24 protein-coding genes and 1 riboswitch are annotated in these 23,254 nt (G+C 71.4%); of the genes, 10 read left to right on the forward strand and 14 right to left on the reverse strand.

Annotation, left to right across the window (positions count from 1 at the left end; genetic code table 11):
• Window positions 1-60: 60 nt before the first annotated feature.
• The gene (locus FV234_RS06890) at window positions 61-318 is read right to left on the reverse strand and encodes a hypothetical protein (protein ID WP_147828506.1); all 258 of its coding nucleotides are present in this window, start codon (window positions 316-318) and stop codon (window positions 61-63) included.
• A gap of 224 nt (window positions 319-542) precedes the next feature.
• Here FV234_RS06890 and FV234_RS06895 point away from each other — a divergent pair, with 224 nt between their 5' ends.
• Window positions 543-1,928 (forward strand): FAD-binding oxidoreductase, encoded by a 1,386-nt coding sequence (locus FV234_RS06895; protein WP_147828507.1) that lies wholly within the window; start codon window positions 543-545, stop codon window positions 1,926-1,928.
• 5 nt (window positions 1,929-1,933) lie between these two features.
• On the opposite strand, the gene FV234_RS06900 is transcribed toward FV234_RS06895, so the two are convergent.
• From FV234_RS06900 to FV234_RS06925, 6 genes are all read right to left on the reverse strand, one after another.
• Window positions 1,934-2,863, reverse strand: coding sequence for a 3-keto-5-aminohexanoate cleavage protein (locus FV234_RS06900; protein WP_147761950.1), 930 nt, complete (start codon window positions 2,861-2,863; stop codon window positions 1,934-1,936).
• A 92-nt stretch (window positions 2,864-2,955) separates the two neighbouring features.
• On the reverse strand, window positions 2,956-4,428 hold the full coding sequence (locus FV234_RS06905; RefSeq protein ID WP_147828508.1) for a PepSY domain-containing protein: 1,473 nt from the start codon (window positions 4,426-4,428) through the stop codon (window positions 2,956-2,958).
• Between the two features lies 1 nt (window position 4,429).
• Entirely contained in the window at window positions 4,430-6,643 is a 2,214-nt protein-coding gene (locus FV234_RS06910; RefSeq protein WP_147828509.1) for a TonB-dependent siderophore receptor, read from the reverse strand.
• Between the two features lie 294 nt (window positions 6,644-6,937).
• A riboswitch (cobalamin riboswitch) is annotated at window positions 6,938-7,147 on the reverse strand.
• A 29-nt stretch (window positions 7,148-7,176) separates the two neighbouring features.
• Entirely contained in the window at window positions 7,177-8,451 is a 1,275-nt protein-coding gene (locus FV234_RS06915; protein WP_246686129.1) for a phosphatase domain-containing protein, read from the reverse strand.
• 126 nt (window positions 8,452-8,577) lie between these two features.
• Window positions 8,578-9,564 carry a site-specific tyrosine recombinase XerD gene (locus FV234_RS06920; protein WP_281407949.1) on the reverse strand — a complete coding sequence of 329 codons (987 nt, stop codon included), beginning with the start codon at window positions 9,562-9,564 and terminating at the stop codon, window positions 8,578-8,580.
• Window positions 9,561-9,713 (reverse strand): histidine kinase, encoded by a 153-nt coding sequence (locus FV234_RS06925; RefSeq protein WP_147752334.1) that lies wholly within the window; start codon window positions 9,711-9,713, stop codon window positions 9,561-9,563. The genes FV234_RS06920 and FV234_RS06925 overlap by 4 nt, the downstream gene beginning before the upstream one ends.
• Before the next feature lie 320 nt (window positions 9,714-10,033).
• Between FV234_RS06925 and FV234_RS06930 the strand changes: the two genes are divergently transcribed.
• From FV234_RS06930 to FV234_RS06950, 5 genes are all read left to right on the forward strand, one after another.
• Window positions 10,034-10,639: a shikimate kinase gene (locus FV234_RS06930; protein ID WP_147752335.1), complete on the forward strand. Its 606-nt coding sequence runs from the start codon at window positions 10,034-10,036 to the stop codon at window positions 10,637-10,639.
• A 7-nt stretch (window positions 10,640-10,646) separates the two neighbouring features.
• Entirely contained in the window at window positions 10,647-11,765 is a 1,119-nt protein-coding gene (gene aroB, locus FV234_RS06935) for a 3-dehydroquinate synthase (protein WP_147828511.1), read from the forward strand.
• Between the two features lie 80 nt (window positions 11,766-11,845).
• Window positions 11,846-13,105, forward strand: coding sequence for a glycosyltransferase family 87 protein (locus FV234_RS06940; RefSeq protein WP_147828512.1), 1,260 nt, complete (start codon window positions 11,846-11,848; stop codon window positions 13,103-13,105).
• Window positions 13,106-13,257: 152 nt separating this feature from the next.
• Window positions 13,258-14,556 (forward strand): HlyC/CorC family transporter, encoded by a 1,299-nt coding sequence (locus FV234_RS06945; RefSeq protein ID WP_147828513.1) that lies wholly within the window; start codon window positions 13,258-13,260, stop codon window positions 14,554-14,556.
• 228 nt (window positions 14,557-14,784) lie between these two features.
• Entirely contained in the window at window positions 14,785-15,978 is a 1,194-nt protein-coding gene (locus tag FV234_RS06950) for a GGDEF domain-containing protein (RefSeq protein WP_147828514.1), read from the forward strand.
• Here the strand turns inward: FV234_RS06950 and FV234_RS06955 are convergent.
• Window positions 15,963-16,955 carry a nitronate monooxygenase family protein gene (locus FV234_RS06955; RefSeq protein WP_147828515.1) on the reverse strand — a complete coding sequence of 331 codons (993 nt, stop codon included), beginning with the start codon at window positions 16,953-16,955 and terminating at the stop codon, window positions 15,963-15,965. The genes FV234_RS06950 and FV234_RS06955 overlap by 16 nt on opposite strands.
• 198 nt (window positions 16,956-17,153) lie before the next feature.
• Between FV234_RS06955 and FV234_RS06960 the strand changes: the two genes are divergently transcribed.
• Window positions 17,154-17,783 carry a pyridoxamine 5'-phosphate oxidase family protein gene (locus FV234_RS06960; RefSeq protein ID WP_281407950.1) on the forward strand — a complete coding sequence of 210 codons (630 nt, stop codon included), beginning with the start codon at window positions 17,154-17,156 and terminating at the stop codon, window positions 17,781-17,783.
• Between the two features lie 41 nt (window positions 17,784-17,824).
• Here the strand turns inward: FV234_RS06960 and bfr are convergent, their stop codons facing one another.
• The 3 genes from bfr to ruvA form a co-directional block, all read right to left on the reverse strand.
• Window positions 17,825-18,322, reverse strand: coding sequence for a bacterioferritin (gene bfr / locus FV234_RS06965; RefSeq protein WP_147761960.1), 498 nt, complete (start codon window positions 18,320-18,322; stop codon window positions 17,825-17,827).
• 49 nt (window positions 18,323-18,371) lie between these two features.
• Window positions 18,372-18,650: a (2Fe-2S)-binding protein gene (locus tag FV234_RS06970; RefSeq protein ID WP_147752343.1), complete on the reverse strand. Its 279-nt coding sequence runs from the start codon at window positions 18,648-18,650 to the stop codon at window positions 18,372-18,374.
• 242 nt (window positions 18,651-18,892) lie between these two features.
• A complete protein-coding gene (ruvA, locus tag FV234_RS06975) occupies window positions 18,893-19,510 on the reverse strand; it encodes a Holliday junction branch migration protein RuvA (RefSeq protein ID WP_147828516.1) in 618 nt (205 codons plus the stop codon).
• Between the two features lie 166 nt (window positions 19,511-19,676).
• On the opposite strand from ruvA, the gene FV234_RS06980 reads away from it, so the two are divergent.
• The gene (locus FV234_RS06980) at window positions 19,677-20,288 is read left to right on the forward strand and encodes a YceI family protein (RefSeq protein ID WP_147828517.1); all 612 of its coding nucleotides are present in this window, start codon (window positions 19,677-19,679) and stop codon (window positions 20,286-20,288) included.
• 5 nt (window positions 20,289-20,293) lie between these two features.
• Here the strand turns inward: FV234_RS06980 and ruvC are convergent, their stop codons facing one another.
• Window positions 20,294-20,857, reverse strand: a complete 564-nt coding sequence (ruvC, locus tag FV234_RS06985; RefSeq protein ID WP_147752346.1) for a crossover junction endodeoxyribonuclease RuvC — start codon at window positions 20,855-20,857, stop codon at window positions 20,294-20,296.
• Window positions 20,858-21,038: 181 nt separating this feature from the next.
• Here ruvC and FV234_RS06990 point away from each other — a divergent pair, with 181 nt between their 5' ends.
• On the forward strand, window positions 21,039-21,329 hold the full coding sequence (locus FV234_RS06990; RefSeq protein WP_147761963.1) for a hypothetical protein: 291 nt from the start codon (window positions 21,039-21,041) through the stop codon (window positions 21,327-21,329).
• 10 nt (window positions 21,330-21,339) lie between these two features.
• Here the strand turns inward: FV234_RS06990 and FV234_RS06995 are convergent, their stop codons facing one another.
• Window positions 21,340-22,086: a YebC/PmpR family DNA-binding transcriptional regulator gene (locus FV234_RS06995; RefSeq protein WP_147752348.1), complete on the reverse strand. Its 747-nt coding sequence runs from the start codon at window positions 22,084-22,086 to the stop codon at window positions 21,340-21,342.
• Window positions 22,087-22,262: 176 nt separating this feature from the next.
• On the opposite strand from FV234_RS06995, the gene FV234_RS26605 reads away from it, so the two are divergent.
• On the forward strand, window positions 22,263-22,496 hold the full coding sequence (locus tag FV234_RS26605) for a hypothetical protein (RefSeq protein WP_238271883.1): 234 nt from the start codon (window positions 22,263-22,265) through the stop codon (window positions 22,494-22,496).
• A 4-nt stretch (window positions 22,497-22,500) separates the two neighbouring features.
• Here the strand turns inward: FV234_RS26605 and FV234_RS07005 are convergent, their stop codons facing one another.
• Window positions 22,501-23,244 carry an HAD-IA family hydrolase gene (locus FV234_RS07005; RefSeq protein WP_147828518.1) on the reverse strand — a complete coding sequence of 248 codons (744 nt, stop codon included), beginning with the start codon at window positions 23,242-23,244 and terminating at the stop codon, window positions 22,501-22,503.
• Between the last annotated feature and the right edge of the window lie 10 nt (window positions 23,245-23,254).

Consider the following 23,254-nt stretch of genomic DNA (forward strand, 5'->3'; position numbering starts at 1 on the left):
CTGCACCGCGGGGGAGGCCGCCTCGCGGCCCGTGATCCAAGGATCATGGGCGCTTCTCCGTCAGGCCGCCCGGCGCACGGCGTAGCGATAGCGGCGGCCATCCGCGTCGAGCAGTTCGCTGTCCGAGGTCTCGCGCCAGACCACGTCGTCGTCCGGGCGCGCCGCATCGGTCAGCTCGGTGCCGCGCACGATGCTGAGGGCGAGGCCGGCGCCGTAATTGGTCGCGGCGGCCTCCGCGATGGCCGAGCCGATGTCGGCCTCGTCCGGCAGGCAGGCGAACAGGACGCCGTCGGCGATGGCGAGCGTATAGGTTCCCATGGCGCGCTCCGCGGTTTTCGAAGCGCCGGACCGTATGACCTGGGTTTCCCCGCGGAAGCCCGGCCGGTGGGATGCTGCAATGCGGTAGGCGACGGTCCAGGGCGCCGACGGGGCCGCTCCCCCGAGCGCAGGTGCGCGATGTCACGCGCCGGCCGGCTTCGGCCTCTGACGCGATCGTGTAGACATCACGAACCTTTCCCCGCCGCCGAACCCGCCGCACACCCATGACGGACCCGTTTCTCGATCGGCTCGCCGACCTCCTCGGCCCCGGAGGCCTCGTCGTCGGCGACGAGTTGGCGAGCCGGCCCGCGAGCTGGACCCGCGCCGCGGAGCCCTGCGCCGCGGCGGCGCTCGTGCGGCCCCGCAGCACCGAAGAGGTCTCGGCGGTGCTGGCGGCCTGCCACGCGGCGGGGCGCGTCGTCGTCCCGCGGGGCGGCGCCACGGGCCTCGTCGACGGCATCCTCTGCGCACCCGGCGACATCGCCCTGTCGCTGGAGCGCATGACCGGGATCGAAGCGCTCGATCCCCTGGCGATGACGATGGTGGTCCGCGCCGGCACCACCCTCGAGGCGGTGCAGGCGGCAGCGGAAGCCGCAGACCTGTTCTTCCCCCTCGACCTCGGCGCCCGCGGCTCGGCGACGGTCGGCGGCACGATCAGCACCAATGCCGGCGGCCTGCGGGTGCTGCGCTACGGCATGATGCGCGAGATGGTGCTCGGCCTCGAAGCGGTGCTCGCCGACGGCACCGTGGTGTCGTCGATGCGGCCGCTGATCAAGAACAACACCGGGCTCGATCTCAAGCAGCTCTTCGTCGGCACGGAAGGGACGCTCGGCGTGGTCACCCGCGCGGTGCTGCGCCTGCGCCCGGCGCCGGCCGGCTACGCCACCGCCGTCGTCGCCTGCGCCGACGTCGACGCCGCCGCCGCCATCCTTTCCCGCGCGCAACGGGCGTTCCAGGGCCGGGTCTCGTCCTTCGAGGGGATGTGGCCGGACTTCTACCGCGCGATGACCGCGCCCGGCCGCTTCGCCCCGCCGCTGCACCGGGAGCACCCGTACTACGCGCTGATCGAGGTCGAGTGCGTGCCCGAGGAGGAGCCGCGCTTCCTGAGCCTGCTCGAAACCCTGATGACGGAGGAGATCGTGCGCGACGCCGTGATCTCGGCCTCCGAGGAGCAGCGCCGCGCGCTCTGGCGCATCCGCGACCGGGTCGAGCTGCTGGGGGAGGCCGGGCTGGCCCGTCCGTTCGACGTCAGCGTGCCGCTCTCGGCCATGGCCGGCTACGTCGCCGAGGCGAGCGCCCGGATCGCCGCGATCCACCCGGATGCGGGCAGCGTCGCCTACGGCCATGTCGGCGACAACAACATCCATTGGAACACCGCGCAGCTGCCCGACCCCGCCCTCGAAGCGCAGGTGGAGGCGGCGATCTACGAGCCGCTCGCCGCGCTCCAAGGGTCGGTCTCGGCCGAGCACGGCATCGGCCTGGAGAAGCGCGGCAAGCTCGGGCTGTCGCGCTCCGCGGCCGAGATCGCGACGATGCGGGCGGTGAAGCGCGCGCTCGATCCCAAGGGCATCCTCAATCCGGGCAAGATCTTTTCGGATCCCGTGGACTGATCCGGCTAAAACCCGACGCGGTCGCCGCCCTTGAGGGACAACATCGCGCGGGCGTCGTCCGGCGTCGCGACCTCGAGGCCCAGCCCTTCGATGATGCGGCGGACCTGGGCGACCTGCTCGGCGTTCGATTGCGCCAGCCGCCCCGGGCCGCCCCACAGGCTGTCCTCCAGCCCGACGCGGACGTTGCCGCCCATCGCCGCCGCCATCGCGGCGATGTTCATCTGGTTGCGCCCGGCACCGAGCACCGACCAGCGGTACTGGTCGCCGAACAGCCGGTCGGCGGTGCGCTTCATGTGCATCACGTCGTCCGGGTGCGAGCCGATGCCGCCCTGCAGCCCGAACACCGTCTGGATGAACAGCGGCGCCTTCACCAGCCCGCGGTCGAAGAAGTACTTCAGATTGTAGAGGTGGGCGGTGTCGTAGCACTCGAACTCGAACCGGGTGTCGTTGCCGGCGCAGGTGGTGAGGATGTGCTCGATCTGACCGAACGAGTTGCGGAAGATGATGTCCTTGTTTCCGAGGTACGTCCGCTCCCACGCGTGCTTCAGGTCCGTGAAGCGGTCGAGCATCCCGAACAGCCCGAAGTTCATCGAGCCGAGGTTGAGCGAGGCGACCTCCGGCTTGAAGGTCGCGGCCGGGCGCACGCGCTCCTCGATGGTCATCGTCGGCGCGCCGCCGGTGGTGATGTTCACCACGCAGTTCGAGCGCTGCTTGATGACGGGCAGGAACTTGGCGAAGGCCTCGGGCGTCTGGTCCGGCTCGCCGGTCACCGGGTTGCGGGCGTGCAGGTGGACGATGGCCGCGCCGGCCTCCGCCGCGCCGATCGCCGCGTCGGCGATCTCCTCCGGCGTCACCGGCAGGTACGGCGACATGCTCGGCGTATGGATCGCGCCGGTGACGGCACAGGTGATGATGACTTTTCGCGCGCTCGCCATGGTCGCTCCGTCCCTGCCTGTCCGCCCGCTCCGGGTCGTTCGGTCCGGATTTAGGGCTGCCGGGTGCCGCGGGCAAAGCCCTGGCCGCAGGCTCAGGCCGGGCGCGACCCGGCCGCCGGCCGTCTCAGGCGGCGCCAGCCCATCGCCACGCCGGAGGCCGCGACCACCGAGCCGGCCGCGAGCAGCAGGAGCATGAACCCGTCCCAGGCCGGGCGGTGGCGCACCAGCAGCCCGAGGTCGAAGGTGTGCAGCAGCTCGAAACCCCAGCGCTCGGCCCGGCCCGACCGGTCGAGCCGGCTCAGGATCTCGCCGGTGGCGGGGTCGATGTGGAACCACGTCGCCGCCGGGTCGTCGAAGGTCACGCGGAGCACCGGCAGGCGGCGTCGGCGGTGGTGCGAGGTCCAGTAGAAGTCCTCGCGGTCGAGCCGGATCGCGTCCATCGATCCGGCCTCCGGGACCAGACGTCGGGCAGCCGCCGCGACCCGCCCGGGCGCGACCGTCGGCGTGCCGCAGCAGGGCACCTCCCGGCCGTCGCGGAAGGCGATCGGCGCGAGCGGCGCGCCGCCGAGCCAGGTGAAGCGCACCTCCGCCGCCTCCGCGCAGGCTTGGCCGCGGATCGATGCGAGGTCGAGCCCGGTGCGGGCGCCGGGCGCGTCGGCGTAGCGCTCCAGCATCGCCTGCGTCGGAGCGGACGGGGAGAACCAGCGGTTCGGGTTCATCGAGAGCCAGCCGCTGACGACGAAGCTCAGCAGCGTCAAGCCGCCGACCAGCCCGCCGACATGGTGCCACCGCGCCAGGCCGCGATAGGGCGTCGTCGCGCCGGAGGGATAGCGGCGTGCGAGCCGCAGCCGCACCAGCCCGAGGGCGAACCCGGTGAGGCCCGAGACCACCGCGATCCCGGACACCCACAGGATCACCACGCGCCACAGATCGGCCTTCGCCCGCAGCGGCGTGACGTAGAGCCAGTGCGGGACCGCGCCGAACCAGTTCCAGAACCGCTCGTGCCGCGTGGTGTCGAGCACGACGGCGCCGGTCGGCTCCGAGACGTAGAGCTCGGTGCCCTCCGGGTCGCCGAGCGCGATGCGGTGGAGCGGGCGCGCGGCGTCGTAGCGCTGGTGCACCGTCCACAGGTCGTAGGCGACGGTCTCGCGGAACGCCGGGTGCCGGCTGCGCGGATCGTGCCCCGCGACGGCGAGCGCCTCGTCGGGCGTCGCCGGGCCGATCGGGCGCCCGTCGACCGCCGAGACGGCGCGGCGCGCGCCGTCCCATCCGACGACGCGATAGACCGGCTCGGCGCCCCGCATCGACAGGCTTAAGCCCCGGGGAAAGCGCGCTTCGCCGGCGAGCGCCGCGTCGGGCTCCACCCGGACCGCGTCCCAGGCGATCGCGGGCAGGCCGGCGCGGCGCTCGGGCTCGGTGAGCGCGGGGTAGGCGACGTACATCATCACCGCGCCGCTCGCGAACCACATCGCGAAGAACAGGCCGGTGGCGATGCCGAGCCAGCGGTGGCCGAGATGCAGCCAGCGCTTGCCGGCCTTCGCCAACGCGCGTGCGGAGGACGCCATCTCAGAACGCCGTCGTGAAGGCGACTTCGACCGAGCGCGGGCGCCCGAGCAGCCAGTTCGTGCCGACGCCGTCCACCGCGTTGCCGCTGATCGCGTAGACCTTGTCGAACAGGTTGAAGACGCGGAACGACAGGCGCGAGGCCGGCGTGACCTGATGGTCGAGGCCGAGGTTGACCAGGCCGTAGGCCGGGCGCCGCGCGGTGTTGCCGAAGTCGCTGAACACCTCGCCGACATACTGGAACCCGACCCGCGCCTCCCAGCGCGGCGCGAAGGCGTAGTTGACCCAGAGGTTGGCCACGCGCTCGGGCACGTCGATCGGCTGCTTGCCGGCATAGGACACGGTCGCGCCGTCCACCGTCTGGTCGAAGGCGTCGTACTGCGCCCGCAGCAGGGCGAGGTTGGCGTCGAGCCGCCAGAGCGGCGTCACTTGCAGCGAGAACGCGGCCTCGACGCCGGTGGAGGATTGCCGCCCGACCTGGGTCGCGACGTTCGGCTGGCCCGGCACCGCCGAGATCAGGTTGTCCTTGACGATGCGGTAGCCGGCGAGCGTCCACTCGCCCCGGCCGTCCCAGAACACGCCCTTGGCGCCGACCTCGACCTGTTCGCCGGTGGAGAGCTTGAAGCCGGACAGCGACTGCGACAGTGTGATCAGGCTGTTGACCGGGTCGGTGGCGGTGGCGACCTGCGCGTAGAGCGCGGTGTCCGGCGTCGAGTTGAACACCAGCCCGAAGCGGTAGCCGAGCCCCTGGTAGGCCTTCTCGAACTGCGCGGTGCTCACGAGGTTCTCGCGTTGCAGGTTCGAGGCGTCGAAGCGGACGCCGCTGAGGAACGAGAGCCGGTCCGAGAGGATCAGCCGGTTCTCGGCGAAGACCGAGGCCTGGTCGGTGCTGGTGGCGTAGGCCGGGCTTGCGCGGCCGTTCACCGGAAACAGCCCCGGATCGTAGCCGACCAGCGGCACGCTGGTGACGAGCCCGGACCCCACGGTGGAGAAGTTGTTGGTGTGGCGGAAGTCGACGTGGTTCACGTCGAAGCCGGCCAGGAAGTCGTTGCGGAAGCCGAACAGCGTGCCCTTGAACGCGGCGTCGAACCGGTTCCCGACCTGCTCCTGTTGATGGTAGATCTCGGTGTAGTCGCTCCGGTCGACCAGGCCGGTGGTGCGGTTGAAGGCGTAGGTCTCGACGTCGAACCAGTGGCGCCGGCTCTGCAGCCGGTAGGCGGTGTTGCGGATTGTGACGTCGGCGCTCGGCGTCCACTCGGTCTTGAACTGGGTCCAGTTGTCCGCCCAGGTGATCTTGGAGTCGCGGACGTTGTAGTTGCTGAACCGGATGCGGTCCAAGATGCGCCCCTCGACGAGCGGCGTCCCCCAGTAGCGCGCCGGCTCCTGGTAGCCGAGGTCGTGACTCAGGGTGAAGGCGAGGTCGGGCGTCGCCTGCAGCAGGAGCGCGCCCGAGACCGCGAGGTTGCGGAAGTCGCCCTCCGGGCTCATCCAGCCGCCGGCGCGGTTCCCGCTGACGTTGAGGCGGTAGGCGACCGCGTCGCCGATCGGGCCGCCGGAATCGAGCGCGAGCCGCGCGATGCCGTCCGAGCCGACCCCGGCCCGCACCACGTTGACGGGCGTGAAGGTCGGCTTCTTCGTCACGACGTTGATCACGCCGCCGATCGCCCCGTCGCCGTAGAGCACCGAGGCCGGCCCGCGCAGCACCTCGATGCGCTCGACGTTCCAGGTGTCGAACGGGAAGGTCACGGTGTTGGCGCCGACGAACAGTCGCGTGCCGTCGTAGAGCTGCTGGATCGAGTTCGGCCCCGAGAACCCGCGGCTGGTGAAGGCGCCGTTGCCGTTGCCCGGCGAGGCGATGGTGGTGATGCCGGTGGCGTTCTGCGTCACGGCCTCGGCGACCGTGTCCTGCCCGCGCAGGCGCGCGGTCTCGCCGGAGATGATGTCGACGCTGCCGGGGGTCTCCAGCGGCGTGAGGCCGAGGCGGCTCGCGCCGCGATCGGGCGTGCGCAGGTTGAGGCCGACCGGCGCCGCGCGGGTCGGGCCGACGCCGTCGCCGGACACCGTCAGGGTGTCGAGCAGGACGCTCGACGGCTCGCCCGCGGCCGGCTGTGCGCCGGCCTCCCGGGGAAGGCCGGACGCGGCGAACGCCGTGGCGGCCAGCAGCAGGCGACGGGTCGTGCGCCCGCAGGATCGTGGGGATTTCCGGAAAACGAACATGGATCGGTTGCGGCTCTGACGGCGCGGCGCAACGGCCTGCCTGCCCGGGTATCGACCACAAATGTAACAATGTTACAATCGTGCGGTCGCCGAAACGCGTGGCGGCCGTCGGCGCACGCGTGCCAGGCGGCTGCGTGGGCGTGGGTCGGCGCGGGTCTCGCGGCTGGCAAGGGCATGGACGGGGCGTGCGGACGCGTGTGGTGGCACGTCACCGCGAACGAGGCCGCCCCGCGTCCGCCCGATCGGGCGCACGCGTCTCGACACCCGCCGAGGCACCCCGCCCGACGCGTTTCGCGTGTGACCACGACTGACGGCAGGTCTCCTGGCTCGCGGGTCGCTGCCCCTCATCGTCTTCCCAGGTGCCGTGACCCAGTGACGTGTTGATGGAGGGCTCGCCGCTTACAGTTGCGGGGGCAGCCGCGGCATCAGGCAAGCGCTTTCGCGCCCGGTCCTCACCACGTTCCCTTTTGATCCCCGAAGGGAACCGTCCCGGCCAAGTGGCCGTGGCGGAGGCGCCGAGTCAACGGCTCGAATCACGACACTGTGGGTTGTGGCCCGGCGGCGACACGTGAAGCGCCTCCCGCCATGCGCCCTAAGCCGTGCGATCCGTCCCGCGCCGGCGCCTCGACGACGACGCTCGGCGGCAGCGTCCCGCCGGCGCCGCCCAGCACCGCGCCGAGGTTGCCGGGCGGGGCGGTCTCGGCGTCCGGCGTCGGCTCGCCGCCGGACGCGTGCTCGTCCGCCACCTCCGCCACCGCGCCCGGAGCGATGAGGCCGAGGCCGGCCGCGTGCCGGGCGATGGCGGTGCTGTCGGCGGCGATGACGAGGTGGCTGCCCGCTTCCGCCACCACCTGGGCCAACGCCTCGATCTCGCGGATGCGGTCGGCGTCGCGCGAGACGTTGCGGATGTAGACCGCCTTCACCCGGCCGGGATGGTCGGCGACGATCCGCCCGTACACCTCGGGGTCGTGCTGGCCGCTGTCGCCGATCAGCACGAAGGGCAGGTCGCGATAGAGCGACAGCATGTGGACGATCAGCGCGCGCTTGTGGTCCTCGGCCCGGCGGGGGAGGGGGTGCTTCCACGACAGGCCCCATTCGCGCAGGAACAGGATCGGGCCGACCGGGATGCCGTGGATCTTGAAGAACTCCGACAGCATCTCGTAGAGGCCCCACGGCGCCCGCGAGACGTAGAGCATCGGGTTGGCCTGGGTGCCGTCCGGGCCGACGTAGAGCGCCCGGTAGAGCGCGGCGACGCCGGGGAAGGCGACGCGGTTCTCGGCATCCTCCACGAACAGCCGCCACAGCATCTTCACCTTGTTGGCGACGCCGGTGCGCATCACCGTATCGTCGATGTCGCTGACGACGACGCAGCCGGTGGCGCCCGGCGGCACGAACACCTGGGCCCGCGCCTGCACGGGCGGCTCGGCCTCCAACGTCAGCGCGACCTCGTGCCAGCCCTGGTCGCCCGCGGGCAGGGATCGCGGGTTGAGGTGGACGCGGAAGTAGCCGTCGCGGTCGGTCTCCACCCGCGTCTGCGCGCCGCCGAAGCGCGCGGTGACGGCGGCGCCCTTCAGGGCCCGCCGGGCGATCCGCCGGGCGATGTCGCGCAATTCCGTGCGCAGGCTCTCGTCGCCCGGCGCGGTGTCGGGGTGCGACTGGCGGAAGATGCGGCCGATCAGGAAGATCTCGTCGGGCGAGCCGTAGCCGCGATAGGGCTCGATCACGATGCCGCCGCGCCCCTGCGCGCGGCGCACCGGCCGGGCGACGAGCTTCAGCGCCCGAATCGCGCCCTTCCTCCAACGCCGCACGCCTGCCCCCATCGCTTCCCGTCCGCCTCTGCCGTCCGCCTCTGCCGTCCGCCTTTGCGGCCGCGACGGTCAACGCCGCAACCGGCGCATCGGCACCCTCGCGCCGGCCCGTTCACGCGGGCGACCTTAAGGCTGCACCTCGGGCGAGCCTTCGGGGCCAGCTGGCCCGTCCATCAGCGGATGGAGGTCGCGCACCATGGACTTGAGGCGGTCGTCGAGGACGTGCGTGTAGATCTGCGTCGTCGAGATGTCGGCGTGGCCGAGCAACTCCTGCACGATCCTGAGGTCGGCGCCGTTGTGCAGCAGGTGGCTCGCGAAGGCGTGGCGCAGCACGTGCGGGCTGACCTTGTCGGCGCGAAGGCCTGCCGCCTCCGCCGCCGCCTTCAGGTCGCGGGCGAAGGCCTGGCGGGTGAGGTGGCCGCTCTCGCTGTCGGCGGGAAACAGCCATGGCGACTCGCCCGGCGAGGCGGCGAGATGCCCGCGCATCGCGTCGCGCGCCAGCTCGGTCAGCGGCACCAGGCGCTCGCGCCCGCCCTTGCCGCGGACCACGAGGTAGCGCTCGCGAGTGGACGCCGCCGAGCGCGGCAGCGCGATCAGCTCGGAGACGCGCAGGCCCGTGGCGTAGAGCAGTTCGAGCAGGCACAGCATCCGCCGCGCCCGGCGGGCCGGACCTTTCGCCTCGGCCGCATCCGCCGCGTCGGCCTGCGCGCGCGCCACCGCGAGCAGCCGGTCGACCTCGGCCACCGAGAGCACCTTCGGCAGCGTGCGGCCCCGGCGCGGGCCGGCGAGCGGCGCGCTCGGGTCGGATTCGGCCATGCCCTCGGCGTAGAGGAACTTGTGGAAGCCGCGGATGCAGGACAGCCGGCGCGCGGCCGACGCCGGCTTCAGGCCCCGCGGCTCGAGGGAGGCCACGTAGGCGCGAAGGCCCGCCGCCTCGATCTCGGCGAGGTCGAGACCTTCGTCGGCCAGGTAGCCGAAATAGTCGTCGAGGTCGCGCCGGTAGGCCTCGAGGGTGTTCTTCGCGGCCCCGCGCTCGGCGGCCAGCATGTCCAGGTAGGCCGCGATCTCGGGGGGCGTGCGCGGTTCGGGCTCGGGCGGGCGCGCCCGCCTCACCGAGCGCCCGGCTGGAGCTTCGAGGCGGGGATGGCGACGCTCATCTCCCGCGGCGTCGGCGTCACGAAGGTCGCGAGCGCGAACATGCCGGCGAAGACGAGGCCTGCCAGGATCGCGAGGGTGGCGAAGAAACGAAACAGGGTCGGCACAGGGGGCGAACCTCGGGGCACGCGGACGCAAGGGTACGTGGGCCGCAGCGGGAACGGTGCGTGTTTTGCGCTGCGGCACCTCGGGTTGCACCACGCCGCCGCGGCGCTGGCAAGGCCCGCGGAGACACAGCGCGCGCGCGATTCGCGGAGACCACGCGGCGAACGCGCCTGCCCCGAGATACCGGGGGGCAGGGGGACAGGGAGGCGGGCCGCATGGGTGATAACCCCTCGGACTTGGTATATGACCCGGGGCTTCGCCGCCTGCGCGCCCGCACCCGCCGATCCGCCCGTCCGTTGCCAGCTATGCCGAGCCCCTTCAGATGACCACGCCCGAGCCGACGGGCGATCCGATCGAAGCGCGCCTGCGCCGGGCCCTCGGCTCGCGCTCGATCGTGCTCGTCGGCCTGATGGGGGCGGGCAAGAGCACCGTCGGCCGACGCCTGGCGAGTCGCCTGGGCCTGATCTTCAAGGACGCCGACATCGAGATCGAGGCGGCCGCCGGGCTGACCATCCCCGACATCTTCGCGATCTACGGCGAGCCGAGTTTTCGCGACGGCGAGGAGCGGGTGATCTCGCGCCTGCTGCGGGCGGGGCCGCTGGTGCTGGCCACCGGCGGCGGCGCGTTCATGCGCGAGACGACCCGGGCGCGGATCGCGGAATCGGGCGTCTCGGTCTGGCTGAAGGCCGAGCTCGACGTCCTGATGCGGCGCGTGCGCAAGCGCGGCAACCGCCCGCTGCTCCAGACCGAGGACCCGGAGCGGACCATGCGCGACCTGATGGACCTGCGCCATCCGGTCTACGCCGGCTCCGACGTGACCGCGCTGTCCCGCGACGTCGCCCACGACCGCGTCGTGCAGGACGTGCTCGACGCCCTCGACGCCTACCTCAACCCGCCCGACGAGAGCCGCGCGGTCGCCGCGCAGTGAACCCCGCATGACCGATCCGCTCACCGTCCACGTCCCCCTCGACCAGGGGCGCGACTACGACATCCTGATCGGCCGCGGCCTGATCGCCGGCGCCGGCGCCCGCGTCGCGGCTTTGGGCGGCAAGGCGGCGGTGATCGTCAGCGACGAGACCGTGGCGTCGCTCTACGGCGACGCCTTGCGCGCGAGCCTGGAGGACGCGGGCCTGCGCTCGGGCCTCGTCGCAGTGGCGCCGGGCGAGGCCTCGAAATCCTACGCGACCTATGCCGCGGTCTGCGACGGCCTGCTGGCGCACAAGGTCGAACGCGGCGACCTCGTGGTGGCGCTCGGCGGCGGGGTGGTCGGCGACCTCGCGGGCTTCGCCGCGGCGACCCTGCGGCGCGGCGTGCGCTTCGTGCAGGTGCCGACGAGCCTGCTCGCCCAGGTCGATTCCTCCGTCGGCGGCAAGACCGGGATCAACTCGCCGCTCGGCAAGAACCTGATCGGCGCGTTCCACCAGCCCCGCCTCGTGCTGGCCGACACGGCCACCCTCGACACGCTCTCGGAGCGCGAGATGCGGGCGGGCTACGCCGAGGTCGCCAAGTACGGCCTCATCGCCGACGCCGGGTTCTTCGACTGGTGCGAGGCCCATTGGCGCGGGATCTTCTCCGGCGGCCCGGAGCGCGACGAGGCGGTGGCGATCTGCTGCCGCGCCAAGGCCGGCGTCGTGGTCCGCGACGAGCGCGAGGACGGCGAGCGCGCGCTCTTGAACCTCGGCCACACCTTCGGCCACGCGCTGGAGCGGCTCACGGGCTACGAGTCCGCCCGCCTCGTCCACGGCGAGGGCGTCGCGATCGGCTTGGCGCTGGCCTTCCGCTTCTCGGCCCGCCTCGGCCTGTGCCCCGGCCAGGATGCCGGCCGCGTCGCCAACCACCTCGCGCTCGCCGGCCTGCCGACCACGCTCCAGGCCGTGCCCGGCGGCTGCGGCGACGCCGACGCGCTGCTCGACGCCATGGCCCAGGACAAGAAGGTGAAGGACGGCGCGCTGACCTTCATCCTCGCCCGCGGCATCGGCCAGAGCTTCATCGCCCCGGGGATCGAGACCAACGCGGTGCGGGCGTTCCTGCAGGACGAGCTGGGGGCGGCGTGACGCGCCGCGCCGGGCCCGGCACCCTGCGTTAACCGTCCGGGCGCTATCCTGTCGGCCTCGCCGGGTCGGAAGCACTGCACATGCGCGCGTCATCGGGTATCGCCGTGCGCCCGGGCGGCGATGCGGACCTCCGGAGCCTCTTCACGGACGACGCACGCCTGCTGCGCTTCGCCCGGCTCGCGGCTGCCTTCCTCGCCCCCGTGACCCTCGTCCTCGCTTTCGCGGCCTGCGGCTTCGGTCCGGACCCACGGCACAACTGGCTTGGCGACGTCGTCGGCAGCGACCTCTCACAGGTCTGGGTCGCCGGGGCGCGGGCGCTCGCAGGGCGCGCCGCCGAATCCTACGAGCTGGCGGTGCATCTCGCGAACCTCGCCGCCGCGTTCGGGCCGGAATGCCGCTTCGCGTGGCATTATCCCCCGGTCTTCCTGATTCCGGCGGCGGGGCTCGCCGCGCTCTCGCCGCAGGTCGCGATCCTCGCGTGGATGACGCTGTCGCTCGCCGTCTTCACCGCCGCCACGTTCGTCGCGACCGGGCGGCGCGACGCGGTGCTGATCGCGCTCGCCCACCCGTTGGTGTTCTGCAACCTCACATACGGCCAGAACGGTCTCATCACCGCGGGTCTGCTGACGCTCGGGGCGACGCTCGTCGATCGCCGTCCGTGGCTCGCAGGCCTGTGCTTCGGGCTGGTCGCGTACAAGCCGCAGCTCGCGGCCTTCGCGCCCGTCGTACTGCTCCTGACAGGACGCCGCGAGGCGCTCGCGGCCTGCCTCGGCACGGCGCTCGCCCTGTGCCTCGCCTCCGTCGCGCTCTTCGGTCTCGACCCGTGGCGCAGTTTTCTCACGACGCTGTCTGAGACGGACCGGCTCCTCCTGCGGGATGCCGCCGCGGGCCTCGACATCAACTTCAGCGCCTTCGGCACCATGCGCCTCGTCGGCGGCGGCATGTCTGCGGCATGGGCGTTCCAGGCCGGCGTCACCGGCGCGACCTTCGCCCTCGCGTGGCGGGTCTGGTCCCGCTGCGCGGACACGCACCTGCGCGCCGCGACCCTGCTCGCCTGCGTCCCGATGGCCTCGCTCTACCTGCCGATCTACGACCTTGCGCCGCTGATCCCGGCAACGATCCTGCTCGCCATCGCAGCCCATCGCGCGGGTGGGCTTCGCGGCTACGAGCGGGGGTTGATGATCCTCGCGCCCCTCACCGCCGCGTTCCGGCCGCTCGTCAACGAGACCGGCATCCCGTTCGGCTTCCTCTTCGCCGCCGCGACCCTGCTCTGCGTCGCCGCGCGCGCCCTCCCGGCGATGCCGCCGCGCAAGGTCTCGACGGTCGCGCACCCAGCCTGACGGCGGAGCCGGCTCAGTCCCGCGGCGAGGCCGCGCCCGCGTGAATCTGCGGGGGGATGCGGGCAACGCCCGAGAAATCCCGTATGACGGGGCGGACCCCGCGCCGCGGTCGCGCGGGGTCCGCCAACGCCTGGAACGCAAGCCTCCGAACCATGGAAACCCACACCGACCTCTGGCTGGCCGCGAGCATCGTCGTGATCTCGCTGCTGCTCTCGGCCTTCTTCGCCGGCGCGGAGACCGCCTTCACCGCGGCCTCCCGCGCGCGGATGCACACGCTGGAGGAGGCGGGCGACGCCCGGGCCGGCATCGTCAACCGCATCCTGGCGATCCGCGAGCGCTTCATCGGCGCGATGCTGATCGGCTACAACATCGTCGCCATCGGCGCCTCGGCCTTCATGACGAGCGTGCTGACCGCGATCTTCGGCAAGAGCGGCGTGATCTACGCCACCGTCGGCATGTCGGTGCTGGTCATCGTCTTCGCCGAGGTGCTGCCGAAGACCCTCGCCATCTCGAAGCCGGACAAGGCCGCCCTGCTGATGGCCCGCCCCGTCGCCTTCGCGGTGGCGGTGATGGGGCCGCCCGCGATCGCGATCGAGAGCCTGGTGCGGCTGATGCTGCGTCCGTTCGGCGTCACCATCGGCGACCACCAGTCGATCCTTTCGGCGACCGAGGAGATCCGCGGGCAGGTGGCGCTGCTGCACCGGGAGGGCGGCGTGGCCAAGGCCGAGCGCGACATGCTCGGCGGCCTGCTCGACCTCTCCGACCTCTCCGTCTCCGAGGTGATGGTCCACCGCACCAAGATGCGGATCATCAACGCCGACCTGCCCTCCGAGGAGATCGTGCGCGAGGTGCTGGCCTCGCCCTACACCCGGATGCCGCTGTGGCGCGGCACCACCGAGAACGTCGTCGGCGTGCTGCACGCCAAGGACCTGCTCCGGGCGCTGGACGCGGCCGGCGGCGACGCCTCCGGCCTCAAGGTCGAGGCGCTGGCGCTCGAGACCTGGTTCGTGCCCGACACCACGAGCCTGCGCGACCAGCTCAAGGCCTTCCTCTCGAAGAAGACCCACTTCGCCCTCGTCGTCGACGAGTACGGCGAGGTGATGGGCCTGATCACCCTGGAGGACATCCTCGAGGAGATCGTCGGCGACATCGCCGACGAGCACGACGTCACGGTCTCGGGCGTGCGGCCGCAGGGCGACGGCTCGGTCAACGCCGACGGCGGCGTCCCCATCCGCGACCTCAACCGGGCGATGGACTGGCACCTGCCGGACGAGGAGGCGACCACCATCGCCGGCCTCGTCATCCACGAGGCGCGCGCCATTCCCGACCAGGGAACCGCGTTCAACTTCCACGGCTTCCGCTTCCAGGTCCTGCGCAAGTCCAAGAACCGCATCACCACGTTGCGGATCACGCCGTTGGAGGCCGCCGGCAACAAGCGCGGCGACGGGTAAGGTATCAAAGCCTGAGCTGTCGCGAGGATGCGCGACCGAGAGAGCCGAGCAAGAGGTTGAAGACAAAAAATGCCTAACCTATGATAAGTCCGCTAGGTTTTATGTCGTCGTGGCAGAAGCTTTAGGCGTTATTTATCACCTCGAATAACAATGTTGAAAATCTCGGGACGCAGGGGTGCAGAGGCAGTCCCGACCTCGGAGTGATCTGCGGGATACGGCAAGCCGTCCATGCGTCTCGACATCCCGACCCTCCTGTTGGTGACGTTCGTCCTCACGTTCCTCGTGGGCGTGCTGTTCCTGCTCTCCTGGGTGCAGGCGCGCGGGACGCGCGCGCTTGCGATCTGGGGCGTCGCGCACCTCGGCGGCGCCGTCGCGTCCGGTGGGCTGGCGTTGCGCGGCATGATCCCCGATTGGGTCTCGATCGGCGTCGCCAACGCCGTCATGATCGCGGTGTACGGGCTGATCTGGAGCGGCGTGCGGGCTTTCGAGGGGCGGACGCTGCGCCTCGCCCTCCCGGTACTTGGCGGCGGTGTCTTCGCGGTGGCCTGCCTCGTGCCGGGCTTCTACGAGTCGATCGCGGCGCGGGTCGTCCTGGCCTCGTCCATCGCCGCCGGCTTCTGCGGGGCGAGCGCCTACGAAATCTGGCGCGGGCGCGCGGAACGGCTGGTGTCGCGCTATCCGGCGATGGTCCTGCTCTGCGCCTACGGGCTCTGCTACGCCATCCGGATTCCCGCGGCGCTGATCGCTCCGCTTCCGACGGGACCCGACGCCCTGCAATCGCCCTGGGTGGCGATCCTGTGCTTTGCCGCGATGCTGTTCACGATCGCCATCGCCTTCACGTTCATGGCGCTGACGAAGGAGCGGGCCGAGCGGTCGCAACGGCTCGCCGCGTCGATCGATCCGCTCACCGGCATCGCCAACCGCCGCGCCTTCGTCCGGGAGGCCGAGGCGCTGCTGGCGCGGCCATCGCCGGCTGCGCTGCTGCTGTTCGACCTCGACCACTTCAAGCGCGTGAACGACACCTACGGCCATGCGGTCGGCGACGGGGTGCTGGTGGCGTTCTGCGCCCTGGGACGGGCCCTGCTGCCAACGGAGCGGGTGTTCGGGCGCCTCGGCGGCGAGGAGTTCGCCTGCCTGATCCCGGTGGACGGTCCGGAGGAGGCGCGCCGGGTCGCGGTGCGGTTCGGCCGCGCCTTCGCCGCCCTGCGCCTGCCGACGCTGCCGAACCTTCGGGTCGGCGTCAGCATCGGCCTCGCGGTGAGCCGGCCCGGAGACGCGGATTTCGACGCCCTGATGCGCCGGGCCGACCTCGCGCTCTACCGCGCCAAGCACAACGGCCGCAGCCGCACGGAACTTGCCGACGTGGAGCTGCCGGACGCGCGCCCCGACCGGTCCAAGGCCTGGGCTCAGGCGGCCGAGTAGGCCGCGGCGCCGAGGCGCGTTCGCGCGGCGGCGTATTCGCGTTTGAGCCGTTCGACCAGTTCGGCCACGGGCGGCGCGTCTTCGATGGTCCCGACGCCCTGGCCGGCGCCCCACACGTCGCGCCACGCCTTCACCCGGCTGCTGCCGAAGTTCATCGCGCTCTTGTCGACCTGCGGAAGGCTGTCTGGATCGAGCCCGGCGGCGCGGATGCTCGGGCTGAGGTAGTTGCCGGGCACGCCCGTGAAGAACGGCGTGTAGAGGATGTCGGCCGCCGCGCTCCCGGCGATCATCGTCTTGTAGGTGTCGGCGGCGTTGGCCTCCGCCGTCGCGATGAAGCGGGTGCCCATGTAGGCGAGGTCGGCGCCCATCGCTTGCGCCGCGAGGATCGCGCCGCCCGTGGTGATCGCACCCGACAGGATGATCGGCCCGTCGTAGAACCGCCGCACCTCGCCGAGGAGGGCGAACGGGCTCAGGGTGCCGGCATGGCCGCCTGCGCCGGCGCAGACCAGGATCAATCCGTCCACCCCCGCCTCCAGCGCCTTCTCGGCGTGGCGGACGGTGGTCACGTCGTGGAACACGACGCCGCCATAGCCATGGATCGGCCGCACGACGTCGTCCGGCGCCCTGAGCGAGGTGATCACGATCGGAACCTGATGGGTGACGCAGGCGGCGACGTCCCGGGCGAGGCGGTCGTTCGAGGCGTGCACGATCTGGTTGACCGCGAACGGCGCGATCGTCCGGGTCGGCTCCGCCGCCCGCGCCACGGCGAGCGTCGTGGTGATGCGCGTCAGCCAGGTATCGAGCAGTTCGGCCGGGCGGGCGTTCAGCGCCGGGAACGACCCGACGATGCCGGACAGGCATTGGGCGATCACGAGGTCGGGGCCGGACACGATGAACAGCGGCGCGGCGATCACCGGCAGCGCGAGCGTGCCGCGCAAAGCCGCCGGCAGGCGGTCGTCCGATGCGAGAGCCGTCATGCGCCTGGTGCCTATCGATGTCCGATGCCGGATCAAGCGCCGAGGAGACGGCCCGTCAAGACCTCCGATTTCGCCGGTGTGACGGCGCGTACCGCGGGAGCCCGGAACCGGGGCGCGATCATGCTCTCCGCGATCACGCAGGGCATGGTCCGATTCCTGCTGACCGGACCGCAACCAGCCGAACCAGAGGATGCCGACGTGAGCGGGACGACCGACGACACGATCCTCGACGGGCCCGAGGCCTTGCGCGCGCATGTCGGCGCGATCCGGCCGATGGCCGAGCACAAGGTTCTATCCAGGCTCGATCACTTCGCCCGCGACTTCATCGCGCTTTCGCCCTTCCTCGTCCTGGCCTCGATGGACGTGGAGGGACGGGCCGACGCGAGCCCACGGGGCGACGCGCCGGGCTTCGTCCAGATCCTCGACGACGCGACGCTGCTGATCCCCGACCGCCGCGGCAACAACCGCGTCGACAGCTTCGGCAACGTGCTCGGCAATCCAGGCGTCGGGCTGATCTTCTTCGTGCCGGGCATCGACGAGACCCTGCGGGTCAACGGCCGCGCGGCGCTGGTCACGTCGCCGGATCTGCTTGCCCCGATGGCCGCCCAGGGCAAGGTCCCGACGACGGGTCTGCGCGTGACGGTGGAGGAGATGTTCTTCCACTGCGGCAAGGCGCTGATGCGCGCCAAGCTGTGGTCGCCGGCGGTGCGGGTCGAGCGCACGAGCTTCCCGAGCCTCGGCCGCATCCTCGCCGAGCAGGGCGGCACCGTCAGCGTCGCGGACGCCGAGCGGGCCACCGAGGAGGCGTACCGCACGCGGCTGTATTGAGAGGCGGGACCGCCGGGAAAACCGGCGATCCCGCGACGGTCTCATTCGGCTTCGGGGGCGATCGGCTCCAGGCCGCCGATGTGGCGCTGGGCGTAGAGCGGCAGGCCGATCTGGCGGATCAGCTCCTGCTGCGTCTCGAGGAAGTCGATATGGCCTTCCTCGTCCTCGGCCAGGTCCTCGAACAGGCGCTTCGACACCCGGTCGTTGATCGAGTCGCAATACTTGGCGGCCTCGAGGTAGAGCGCGCGCGCCTCGCACTCGGCGGCGAGATCGCAGGCGATGATCTCTTCAACGTTCTGGCCGATCCGCAAGGGATCGAGCTCCTGGAGGTTGGGGAAGCCGTCGAGGAACAGGATCCGGTCGACGAACCGGTCCGCGTGGTTCATCTCCTCGATCGATTCCTTGCGCCAGAACTTGGCGAGGTCGATGTAGCCCCAGTCGTTGAGCATCCGGAAGTGGAGCCAGTACTGGCTCACCGCCGTCAACTCGCTGCGCAAGCCGCGGTTGAGATACTCGATGACCTTGATGTCGCCCTTCATGAAACCCGTTCTCCCCTTGACGCTTGCGAGGGAAAAGCCGGGCCACGCCTCAGGCGGCGATCCCCTCCTCTGCAGGCTGGACCTTTCCCAAACTGCAGCCGGTTGCGCAACCCGTCGCGCAGGCATGGGCCTCGTGTCCCGCCTCGATCGCGGCGCCGGCCAGCGCGTTCTGCATGATCGCGCGGATGGTGCGGGCGCATCGGCCGCATTTCGGGCTGCAGCCGAGGCAGGCGTAGACCTGGGCCGGCGTGCGCGGACAGCCGGGCCCGTCGCCGAGGCACCCGCGCACGGCGCCGTCCGAGAGGACGTTGCAGGAACAGACGATCATACGATCCAAAACCCGATGGTTGGAGGCTCGTTTCCTTCGTCGACCTCGACGCCTGCGAGGCCGGTCACCGTACGCCGTCCCGGCCCTGTCGGACCGCCTTCCAGTTTAGAATTCTTGAAAACTATGCGTTTTCAAGACCTTAGCTTGCGGGCCACATGCCATCCGACGCCGCGCCGGTCAAGGCTTTGGCGATCACGAGCGCACGATCCCATCGCGCGCCAGCGTCTGCGCGGCCCGTCGGCCTACTGCGCCAACTCCTTCAACCCGAGGCGGATGAGCACCTTGGTCTCGGCGCCTTCGCCGGCCGAGCGCAGGGCGGCTGCGATCGCGGCCGAGGCCTGGAGCTGGGCGTAGCCGAGGTTGACCAGCGCCGAGATCGCGTCCGCGACGGGCTGGGGCGCGGAGCGGTTTTCCACCGCGCCGGCCAGCGCGACCAAAGCCGGGTCGAGGGGCACGAAGGACGGCGCCTTGTCCTTCAGCTCCGCGACGAGGCGGGCGGCGAGCCGCGGGCCGACGCCGGGCGCGCGGGCGATCGCGGTCTTGTCGCCCAGCGCGATCGCCGAGGCGAGCTGCGGCGGCTCCAGCACCGAGAGCAGCCCAAGCGCGACCTTCGAGCCGACGCCCTGCACCGTCTGGAGCAGGCGGAACCACTCGCGCTCGGCGTCCGAGCGGAAGCCGTAGAGCCGGATCATGTCCTCGCGCACATGCGTCTCGATCGAGAGGTCGGCCGGTTCGCCGGCCTTGGGCATGCGCTGCAGCGTGCGCGCCGAGCAATGCACCACGTAGCCGACGCCCTGCACGTCGAGGATGACGAAGTCCTCGCCGAAGGAGTCGACCACGCCCTTGAGCTTCCCGATCATGAGATCCCGATCATCCGCGCGGCGCGTCCCGCTCGATCTGCGCTGCCTACAGAATGCGGCCCCGCGCCGCCATCCACGGCATCCAACGCGGTACGAGCCTTGAGGGCGGCCAAGCTTCGTGAGATCACGGCCCGGAAACCTTCGGTCACAATCACAGGCGATCCCGATGCGCGGACCTCTGCTCCTCCTGGCGTTCGCGCTCGCCCTCGCGCCGGCGCGGGCCGCCGAGACCGCGGCCCCGAGCGCCGACCCGACGCAGGTGCGGCCGGGCGCCTACCGCCTCGATCCCGACCACGCCAAGATCACGTGGTCGCTGAGCCATCTCGGCTTCTCGACCTATTACGGCCAGATCACCGACGTCGCCGGCGACGCGGTGCTCGATCCGAGGGACCCGGCCAAGATCCGACTCACGGTCACGATCGGCACCGACAGCGTCACAGGCGTGAACCCGAAGCTCGACGCGCACCTCAAGGCGCCGGACTTCTTCGACACCGCGAAGTTCCCGAGCGCGACCTTCGTCGCAACCGCGGTCGAGGCGACGAGCCCGACCACGGCGCGGGTCACCGGCGACCTGACGCTGCGCGGCATCACCAAGCCGGTCGCCTTCGACGCGACCTTCAACCAGGCCGGCATCCACCCGGTGGACAAGGCCTACACCGTGGGCTTCGACGGCCGCGCTGTGCTCAAGCGCTCGGATTTCGGCATCGACGCCTACCTGCCGGTGCTCGGCGACGAGGTGGTCCTGCGCCTCGAAGGCGAGTTCAAGGCGGTGAACTGACGGGCTCAGCCGAGCTTGGCCAGGGCCGCCGCGATCCGCGCGGCGCCGGGGCCTGCCGCGCCGGGGGGCGGGTTGGCGCGCTTCAGCGCATGCGCGCCGCGATGGTTGACGTGGGTGATGGCGATGGCCAGCGCGTCGGCCGCATCCGCGACCTTGAACTCGGCCTTCGGCAGCAGGAACCGCACCATCGCCTGGATCTGCACCTTCTCGGCGTGGCCCGAGCCGCAGACCGACTTCTTGATCAGGTTCGCCGCGTATTCGAACACCGGCACGCCGGCCAGCGCCGGCACCAGCAGGGCGATGGCGCGGGCGTGGCCGAGCTTCAGCGTCGCCTGCGCGTCCTTGTTGACGAAGGTCTCCTCCACCGAGACCTCGTCGGGCGAGAAATCCCGCACGATCCGGGTGATGCCCTCGTGCAGCTCGCGCAGGCGCAGCGCCAGCGGCAGGTCGCCGTCCGAGGTGACGACGCCGCAATCGACGTAGGCGAGCTTGGCGCCGGTCACCGTCACCATGCCCCAGCCGGTGCGGCGAAGGCCCGGATCGATGCCGAGGATGCGGATGGGCGTCATGGGCGAGACCTCGGGCGCGGGGCCGGAACGCCACGCCCGCCCTGTGTGAGCACATAGCGTGAACGATCGGTTTCGCCAAACGGTCGCGGGCCGGCACCTTTCGCATTCGGCGCGGCCGAACTACCGTCCGTCGCGCGGGGCGTGACCGGAACCGCGCCGGAGCGATCGAGGGGGCAGGCGGATGAACACCTTCGACTGGCTGGTGCCGACCCTGGCCTTCCTCGCCCCGATGGCGCCGATGCGCCCGGAGCCGCCCAAGCCCTTGCGCGGCAGCGCCTGGGCGGCGGGCATGGTCATCGGCAGCGTCTGCCTGATGATGGTGCTGCCGATGTTCACGATCTGGAGCTTCTGGGGGCCGCACGACTCGTTCCAGACCCGCTGCGAGGCCTCCGGCGGACGCGTGCTGCAGGACCCGGCGGTGGGCGTCGCGCCCTATCGCTGCGACCGCAGCGGGACGGTCTCGCTCCGCTGAGGCCTGAGCCTTACGCCTCGAGCTTGGCCACCAGCGCGTCGGACAGGGCGAAGTTGACGTAGACGTTCTGCACGTCGTCCTGGTCCTCGATCACCTCGACGAGGCGGATCAGCTTCTCGCCGGTCTCGTCGTCGACGTCGATCGTGTTCTGCGCCTTCCAGACGAGGCCCGTGCGGGTCGGCTCGCCGAAGCGGGCTTCGAGCGCCTTCGAGACCTCGCCGAAGGAGTCCTGCGCGCAGGTGATCTCGTGGCCGGCCTCGTCCGAGCGCACGTCGTCGGCGCCGGCCTCGATCGCGGCCTCGATCATCGTGTCGGCGTCGGCCACCGAGGCCGGGAACGCGATGACGCCGACGCGGTCGAACATGAAGGCGACGGCGCCGGTCTCGGCGAGGCTCCCGCCCGATTTGGTGAAGGCCGAGCGCACGTCGGAAGCCGTGCGGTTGCGGTTGTCGGTCTGCGCCTCGACGATCAGCGCGGCGCCGCCCGGGCCGTAGCCCTCGTAGCGGATCTCCTCGTAGGTCTCGCCGTCGGCGCCGGACGCCTTCTTGATCGCGCGCTCGATGTTGTCCTTGGGCACGTTTTCGGCGCGCGCCGCGATGATCGCCGCGCGCAGGCGCGCGTTCATCGCCGGATCGGGCAGGCCGAGCTTGGCCGCCACGGTGATCTCGCGGGCGAGCTTGCCGAAGAGCTTCGAGCGGACGGCGTCCACCCGGCCCTTGCGGTGCATGATGTTCTTGAACTGGGAATGGCCGGCCATGGCGTCGCGCGTTTCTTGGGTGTCGTGGGGATTCTGCGGTTTATACGCGGGCGGAACGCGACGAGGCAACGCGGGCCGCAGGTGGGCTGGACGATCCGGAAAGAACCATCGCCTCGCACGTTGGCCCCCACGATCGCCGTGCATCGCGACGGCCATGGCGAAGGAACGACACGGACGTGACGACCCACCCGACCACCGAACGAAGGTACTGCGCGGAAATGGCCGACGCCTGGGCGAAACGCGAGGATCGCCGCGGCGACGGCACGCGCGATCTCCGGCGTACTGAGAGCCGCCGGTGGCCGAAGCTCGGCTTGGCCGCGGTTCTCGGGCTGGTGGCCGGCGCGACGCTGTTCGCCACGGAAGCGAAAGGCCGCGGCACCCCGCGCTCCCGGCCCACGCGTCGCGACTGACGGCTCAGGCGCTTGCGTGCCAGGCCCGCAGGCCCGCGAGCGTCACCACCCCGTCGGCCCAGGCGACCCCGAACACGTGCCGGTGCGGATGCCCCGGTTCGCCGAGGTCGGACACCGCCGAGAAGGCGCCGTCGAGGCGATGGCTTTCGGTGTAGCGGCTGCGCGTCGCCAGCACCGGCAGGCCGGCGTCGAGCGCCGAGCGGATGCCGGCGGCGGAATCCTCGAACGCGATCGCCTCCGACGGCGCGATGCCGAGGCGGCGGACCGCGAGGTCGAAGATGTCGGAGGCCGGCTTCTTGCGGGCCGCCTCGTCGCCGGAGGCGATCACGTCGAAGGGCCGGTCGCCGGCGGGGAAGTTGACCGCGAGCAGCGTGTCGACGTTGGCGCGGGTCGTCGTGGTGGCGATCGCGAGGCGGACGTCGTCCGCCCGCGCCTCGGCGATGAGCCTGGCGACGCCGGGGCGCAGCGCCAGCGCGCCCTCCGAGACGAGGCCGCCGTAGATCGCGGTCTTGCGGGTGTGGATCTCCGGCATGCGGGCGCGGAGGTCCGCGGCGTCCCCGTGCCGGGTCGCGACGTAGTGGGCGAGCCGTTCCTTTCCGCCCATCACGGTCAGCAGGTCGGCGTAGCAGGCGGAGTCCCAATGCCAGGACAGGCCGAGCTCGGAAAAGGCTTGGTTGAAGGCCTGGCGATGCAGGTCCTCGGTCTCGGCCAACGTTCCGTCGACGTCGAAGATCAGCGCCTTCAGCATGACGACGGCA

It is taken from the genome of Methylobacterium sp. WL8, assembly GCF_008040045.1.
GTDB lineage: Bacteria > Pseudomonadota > Alphaproteobacteria > Rhizobiales > Beijerinckiaceae > Methylobacterium > Methylobacterium cerastii.